This is a genomic window from Sphaerospermopsis sp. FACHB-1094 (assembly GCF_014696195.1).
In the GTDB taxonomy this organism is placed as follows: Bacteria; Cyanobacteriota; Cyanobacteriia; order Cyanobacteriales; family Nostocaceae; genus Sphaerospermopsis; species Sphaerospermopsis kisseleviana.
On the sequence record NZ_JACJPT010000026.1, the window covers coordinates 48,032 to 55,833 of the forward strand.

General features: G+C 37.5%; 5 protein-coding genes. All 5 read left to right on the forward strand.

What is annotated here, in order from left to right:
- Positions 1–158: 158 nt before the first annotated feature.
- The 5 genes from H6F47_RS10790 (at position 159) to H6F47_RS10810 (ending at position 7,503) form a co-directional block, all read left to right on the forward strand.
- On the forward strand, positions 159–1,460 hold the full coding sequence (locus H6F47_RS10790; protein WP_190649122.1) for a pitrilysin family protein: 1,302 nt from the start codon (positions 159–161) through the stop codon (positions 1,458–1,460).
- Positions 1,461–1,680: 220 nt separating this feature from the next.
- Complete coding sequence (locus H6F47_RS10795; protein ID WP_190649133.1) at positions 1,681–2,550, forward strand: fructosamine kinase family protein; 870 nt, start codon at positions 1,681–1,683, stop codon at positions 2,548–2,550.
- Between the two features lie 129 nt (positions 2,551–2,679).
- Complete coding sequence (locus H6F47_RS10800; protein ID WP_096566800.1) at positions 2,680–3,300, forward strand: 2OG-Fe(II) oxygenase; 621 nt, start codon at positions 2,680–2,682, stop codon at positions 3,298–3,300.
- 30 nt (positions 3,301–3,330) lie between these two features.
- A complete protein-coding gene (locus H6F47_RS10805; protein ID WP_190649125.1) occupies positions 3,331–5,151 on the forward strand; it encodes a YARHG domain-containing protein in 1,821 nt (606 codons plus the stop codon).
- A 426-nt stretch (positions 5,152–5,577) separates the two neighbouring features.
- Positions 5,578–7,503 (forward strand): serine/threonine-protein kinase, encoded by a 1,926-nt coding sequence (locus H6F47_RS10810; protein ID WP_190649128.1) that lies wholly within the window; start codon positions 5,578–5,580, stop codon positions 7,501–7,503.
- Positions 7,504–7,802 lie beyond the last annotated feature (299 nt).

Sequence of the window (7,802 nt, forward strand, 5' to 3'; positions counted from 1 at the left end):
GTAAACAAGAACAATTACACAGTTTCAAAATTAGGATAATTATGTTTCCTTCTTTGAAACTAACTAAAAACATCCCCCACAACTTCCACAACCCAGACCACTGCTAACACCATCAAAGGCATTGTAAGATATAAGCAGTAACATAGCCCTCACCACCAATGACATCAACTCTGTTAAAATCTCCTCGTCTTCACGCTCCCAAGGTGCATCCTCTACCTAACGGTTTAACCATTATTGCCGAGCAAATGCCAGTAGAAGCAGTGAACCTGAATGTATGGGTAAAAGTTGGCTCTGCTGTGGAGTCAGATGCTATCAATGGCATGGCTCACTTTTTAGAACACATTGTATTTAAAGGTACAGAACAATTAGCCAGTGGTGAGTTTGAACGTCGCATTGAAGAAAGAGGTGCAGTAACAAATGCGGCTACCAGCCAAGATTATACACATTTTTATATCACTACCGCCCCTAAAGATTTTGCAGAATTAGCACCACTGCAAATAGATGTAGTGTGTAATCCTAGCATTCCTAAAGAAGCTTTTGAAAGAGAAAGATTAGTAGTTTTAGAAGAAATTAGACGTTCAGAAGATAATCCCAGAAGGCGCATTTATCGGCACACAATGGAAACCGCTTTTGATGTTTTACCCTATCGTCGTCCGGTACTCGGTCCAGAAGCGGTAATATCCCAAGTTACACCCCAACAGATGCGAGAATTTCATCAAACTTGGTATCAACCATCTTCCATAACTGCGGTTGCTGTGGGTAATTTACCAGTGGAAGAATTAATAGAAATTGTCGCTGAGGGATTTGAAAAAAACAGTCAAAAATCACAAAGCTTAACATCAAAAAGCTTAACATCAAAAAATCAACATTTAACAGGTGTTACAGAACCAGCATTTACAGAAATTGTGCGTCGGGAATTTATTGATGAAAGTCTGCAACAAGCCCGGTTAATAATATTATGGCGAGTACCTGGATTGATTGATTTAAATGACACTTATGCTTTAGATGTGATAGCGGGAATTTTAGGACATGGAAGGACATCTAGATTAGTCCATGATCTGCGGGAAGAAAGAGGTTTAGTTTCTTCAATTTCTGTGAGTAATAGTAATTATAAACTCCAAGGAGTATTTACTATTTCTGCTAAATGTGATGTAGAAAATTTACCAGCAGTAGAAACAGCAATCATTGAACATTTGGAAAAACTACACACAGAATTAGTTAAAGAATCAGAAATTGCTCGTGTGCAAAGACGAGTAGCAAATAGGTTTATATTTGGCAATGAAACACCAAGCGATCGCTCTGGTTTATATGGTTATTATCAATCTTTAATAGGTGAGTTAGAACCAGCATTTAATTATCCCCAATATATCCAAAACCAAGACGAAAATCATTTAATGCAAGCTGCACAAAAATATCTTTCACCCTCAGCTTATGGTGTAGTTGTCATCAAACCAAATTAGTCATGGGTAATTGGTGATTGGTAATTGGTAATATACTATTCTATAACTTTTACTTCTTACTAATAACCAATACCTATAGGACTTACGCAAGATATGACTAAAAACCTTATTCTTGCGTAGGGGTAATTCATGTAGCTTGCTTCCCGAAGGGTATTACCCCTACTTTCGTTGCCTTTTGCGTAACTAATAACCTATAACCTATAACCAATAAAAAACCATGATTTGGCAAGAAATAGATCACCATATAAGTCAAGTAACAGGACAAAAATTTCAAACCTCTCAACATTCATCTGTAAGCGGTGGTTGTATTAATCAAGGTTATGCCATTAGTAATGATAAAATCACCTACTTCGTGAAACTCAACAAAGCTACTCAGGGAGAAATGTTTGCAGCAGAAATGCTGGGTTTACAACAAATGTATGAAACCAAAACTATCCGTGTTCCTAAACCTGTATGTTGGGGAAATACAAATAATTCTAGTTATATAGTATTAGAATGGCTAGAAATGAACGGTGGTAATAACAAATCTTGGCAACAAATGGGACGAAACCTAGCAGAAATGCACAAAACCATTAGTAAAAAAGGTTTCGGTTGGGATCTGAATAATACTATTGGTTCTACACCCCAAATTAATACTTGGAAATCTGACTGGAGAGAATTTTATACAGAACATCGTTTAGGTTATCAATTTCAACTAGCAAAAAGAAAGGGAGGAAGATTTCCTTTAGCAGAAAAATTATTAGCAGCTATTCCCGAATTATTAGCAAATCATCAAGTTGAACCAGCTTTAGTACACGGTGATTTATGGGGAGGAAATGCCGGATTTACAGTTGATGGTGAACCGGTGATTTTTGATCCAGCAACTTATTTTGGCGATCGCGAAGTTGATATTGCCATGACAGAATTATTTGGTGGTTTTCCACCAGCTTTTTATCAAGGTTATCAAGAAATATTACCTTTAGATCAGGGTTATGAACAACGGAAAACCCTTTATAATTTATATCACATTTTAAATCATTTTAATTTATTTGGTGGTGGTTATGCTTCCCAAGCAAACGGGATGATTGAGCGAATTTTGCAGAATTTGTAAATTTAAAAATAAGATACCCGACTTCTTGTTTATTTTGTAAATTACTCATAATTTATAAGTTATAAGTTATAATTTATAATTCGGGTATCTGTGTAGTTAATTTATCAAATAAAATTATGAACTAAAAACATGAAATACTATCAACTACAAACCAACGTTTTACCTAATAATTACCTCAATGACTTGTGGGGTGAAATTCAATCTAGTCCTTACTTTGCTATCAACAATCTTAATCGTGATTTTATCAACACCAAAGGATTTTCTGTGGTTTTTCAGCGTCAGGGATTACCCAAAGTTATAGAAAAGTTTCCCTTTTTTAAACCTTATTTAGATTTAGCATTGCAACCTAATTGTAATGCTTTTTATCTCAATCCCTTACTATTAAAAGAAGGTTCTCGCGTTGATCCACACATAGATCGTTCTTTGCGTTCTTATTGTAAAACAATTGAACCACCCAACCTAGTTAGTGTTCTTTATGTGCGAGTACCAGAAAACATGGAAGGGGGAGAATTGGTGTTAAAATCAACTAAACGCCAAGTGGGACAAGTTAAACCTCAAACTAATACCCTGGTTTACTTTCAAGGAGATTTAACCCATTCTGTTAACGCTGTGAAAACTCCTGGAAATCGCCTCAGTCTGGTTTGTGAACAGTATAATTTAACTGAAGATGAATTAGAGGAAATACCAGTATTTACCTTAGAATCAAGAGCTAGTCAATCTGCAAATAAAAAACGAAAATATGGGTATTAGAGATATCGTACTTAATCATTAATAAAAATAATGCTGCTAAACAACCGCTATCAAGTCATTCGCACCCTGGGATCTGGTGGGTTTGGTGAAACCTTTCTCGCTCAAGATACCAATATGCCATCACAGCGCCTTTGTGTGGTAAAACAATTAAAACCGATTCACAATAATCCGCAAATTTACCAAATAGTACAAGAAAGATTCCAACGAGAAGCGGCCATTTTAGAAAACCTTGGTAGTGCATCTGATCAAATTCCTGCTTTATATGCTTATTTTTCTACAGGGGGTGAATTTTACTTAGTTCAGGAGTGGATAGAAGGAGATACTTTAACAGCGAAAATGCAAAAGCAGGGATTATTTACTGAAAATGCTATTGAGGAATTGTTAGTTAATATATTGCCTGTTTTGGAGTATGTTCATTCACAAAAAATAGTTCACAGAGATATTAAACCGGATAATGTTATTTTTCGTAAAAGTGATAATAAACCAGTCTTAATTGATTTTGGTGCAGTGCGTGAATCAATGGGAACGGTGTTAAATTCGCAAGGAAATCCTACCAGTTCTATTATTATTGGTACACCGGGATTTATGTCCAGTGAACAAGCAGCAGGAAGACCAGTTTATTCTAGTGATTTATATAGTTTAGGTTTAACAGCAATTTATTTATTAACTGGTAAACTGCCTCAAACCTTGGAAACAGATCCGCAAACAGGGAAAATAATTTGGCAAAATTTTGCTAGTAATATAAATCCTCATTTAGCAAAAGTCATTGATAAATCTATTGCTTATCATCCCAGAGAAAGATTTACTTCTGCTCAGGAAATGTTGGATGCTTTGCAAATAAAGTCAGTTATTAATAGTCAATCACCAGTTACTCAAACAATAATTGCTCCTCCACTGCAAAATACAGTTACAGTTAGTCCAGGGAATACAAATCAACCAGTTAATCAGAATAATAAACAAACAGGAATGATTCTACCTAGTATTATCGCTAGTAGTTTGATAGGTGGTTCTATTATTATTGGATTGGCGATTAATAAATCTTCTCCACCTGTTGAATCTGCCAATAACACAAATACAACTCTATCTTCCTCAAATAAAAATTCAGTAGAATCTTCATCACCAACTCAGGAAGAACAAAAAACAGAATCATCTAAAAATACTTCACCTCAATCTACTGACGCAACACAGACTCAAGTTAATCCCCCATTAGCAGATGAATCTGTAGTCAATAATTCATTTTATTTTGTAGCTGATTCTGCCTTTAAAGATTTACCAACTGCTACTCAACAAGTTAGAACTTTACAAGTTAGAGGTTATTCTCAAGCTGGAATGTTTTGGATACCAGATTATCCAAATCTATCAGGAAAGCGTTTATATCAAGTATACGCAAATTGGTTTAGCGATCGCACGAATTGTATCAACTTTCTAAAAACCTATGGACAAGTTAATTCAGATGCTTATTGTGTGCTTGCGAGTAAAGACGCTAATACATCACCTGATCGTGTATATTTCAAGGAAATTTTTAAGGTTTCCATATCTGATACATCACCAGTAAATAACACAAATATCAATAATAATTATTTTTGGCTTTCGCAAAGACGGGTGACAGCAGCAGATTTATCTGGTAAAAGTGGTTATGAATTAGATATTATGAGAAACACAATATTTGCAGTTCACGGACGCAGGTTTAATACTCCTGAGTTACAAGCATATTTTAATCAGCAATCGTGGTATAATCCCCAATATTCACCCCAAGAATTTCCTGTTGATTTGTTGTCAAAAATAGAAGTTGAAAACGCAGAATTTATTAATCAATATCAAGATCAGAACAATTTACGCTATTTCAGATAAATCGGTTATGCAGCAGATTTCATTCTTATGAGGTACAAATCATAATCATGAAACTCTTGTGGGGTGGGCATCTTCTCACAAGGGTAGGTATTTTACATTGTCGTGAGGGCAAGACTTGGGGGACAAGGAAGGACAGTGGACAAGGGAGGAAAGCCGTACAAATGATGTACGATTGGTAACAAAAACTGACGCTCAACAGACCTTGTACTGAGCGAAGCCGAAGTACATTTCTTGTCTAAAATCTTCCTTGTCTACTTTCCCTCCTTGCCTTCCTTGTCCTGCCTTCACAGATAATATTAAAAACCTACCCCTGTGAGGTGGGCATCTTGCCCGCCCAGAGAGTACCTCATTACAAAGGAAACATCCTATAGTTACATCGTCAAAGTATCTGATATACATTGGGAAGGATCTCGCGTGTAACGTTTCATGACAACAAAACTGTTAAACAACCGCTATCAAGTTATCCAGGTACTCGGTGCTGGTGGGTTTGGGGAAACTTCCCTCGCAGAAGACATCCACCTTCCTTCCCGTCGTCGCTTCGTCATTAAAGAACTAAAACCTATTAACCACGATCCTGGAACTTCTCAACTCATTCAACAAAGATTTGAGAGAGAAGCCGCGATATTAGAAAATCTAGGGGAAACCAGCGATCAAATTCCCAAACTTTACGCCTATTTTCCCGAAAATAGCAAATTTTACTTAGTGCAAGAATGGATTGAAGGACAAACCCTCAGCAATATTATCCAATCAAAAGGCAAGTTAAATGAAACAGTTGTTAGAGAAATTCTTGTCAGTTTGCTGTCAGTTTTAGATTATGTCCACAGCAAAGGTATTATTCATCGAGATATAAAACCAGATAATATCATCCTTCGCTCCCAGGATAATAAACCAGTGTTAATTGATTTCGGTGCAGTGAAAGAAACTATCCGTACCGTGATCAATCCTTCAAGCAATCCTGTACAATCCATAGTTATCGGTACTCCTGGTTATATGCCCAGTGAGCAAGCGATCGGTCGTCCAGTTTATGCTACTGATATTTATAGTTTAGGCTTAACTGCCATTTATTTACTCACAGGTAAACACCCCCAAGAATTAGAAACTCACCCGCAAACAGGGCAAATATTGTGGCAACAATATGCTGCGGGAATATCCCCAGTAATGGTACAGATACTTACACAAGCTATTGAACCACGTCCTGGCGATCGCTACACCACAGCCAGTAAAATGCTCTATGCTTTAAAATCTGGTCAAAATAATTATAAGAATTACAAACCCTCCCATTCTCCCACCACCAGCGCCACAAAAATCCTTAACCAGCCAACTCAACCCACATATTCACCCGCAAAAACTCCAGTTATCAAACAAGTCAACAATCCTAATAACTGGCAGAAACCCGCTATCATTTTTGGTGGTGTAGCAATTGGTATTGTAATTGGTTTAGTAACAGCTTCTAACCGTCAGCCACAACCTTCAACTTCAGCGTCCACCAACTCCACAGTAACAACAGAAGCACAAACTCCCTCTGTTTTACCTACAAATTCCCCGGTTTTGGAAGTTTCACCCACACCAGTAATTACACCAACTCCCCCTATTCAACCTGAAATCATTTCTAATCCCATACCAGAAAGCAATTCTTCTCCAGAAATAACACCACCACCAGCGGATAAGCCTGTAATTGAAAATACTTCCATTCCTCCAGTCACATCCACACCCCAAGCGGAAATACAACAACAGCAACCACAGCCAGAAGCAGTTCCCTCAGCAGAGGTATTATCTGATTCTCGGAAACAGCCAGAACAACCGCCTACTCAACCAGAAGTATTGCCCAAATCAGAGGTATTTTCAGATACCCAGAAAAAGCCAGAAAAGAATAAACCTAAGTCAACAGGCCAATTAAATGCCACCAATATCAGGACAAGTGTACCAACATTTACTACAGGTACATCCAGAAGCACGGTAGAAGCCGCATTAGGCAAACCCAGAAGAGATTTAAGGGGATTATGGCCTAATACCCGTGCAGTTATCTATGAAGTAGTACCCGATAAAATAGACCTGGGTTATTTATTTGACCGTGACACTGGTAGACTCAGACAAACAGAAGTCGGTTTTGCGGGAACTGTAGATCATCAAATCATGCAAACAACTTTAAATGGTTTATTAGCAGGAAAAGCAACCGCAGAAATTCAACAAGGACTACAACAAATTCAACAACGTCAGACAGACAATTTTACCTTCAAAAAAGGTGGAGTTAAAGGGCAAATAATCAGGCAAAATTGCGATTCAATTTATATTAGTGTTTGGGAAGCAGATTTACATGATTTTGTTGATCCTGCAACGGCTAAACAATGTTAAACCAATTTAACAATTACCTCTAAAATACTCTCAATTTTTTGCCAGAATTAGGATGTCCAGGATTTGAGGATTTACAGGATGTTACTTGATGATGGTTGGTTATGTAGGGTTTGCTGATAGCGTAGCGTGGCGTTAGCCATATAAATCCGAAAACTTTACAGGTAAAGGGTTTTAGCTATTTTGACTTGTACTGAGCGACTTGTACTGAGCCTGTCCTGAGCCTGTCCTGAGCCTGTCCTGAGCCTGTCCTGAGCCTGTCCTGAGCCTGTCCTGAGCGGTGTCGAAGGGCGGTGTCGAAG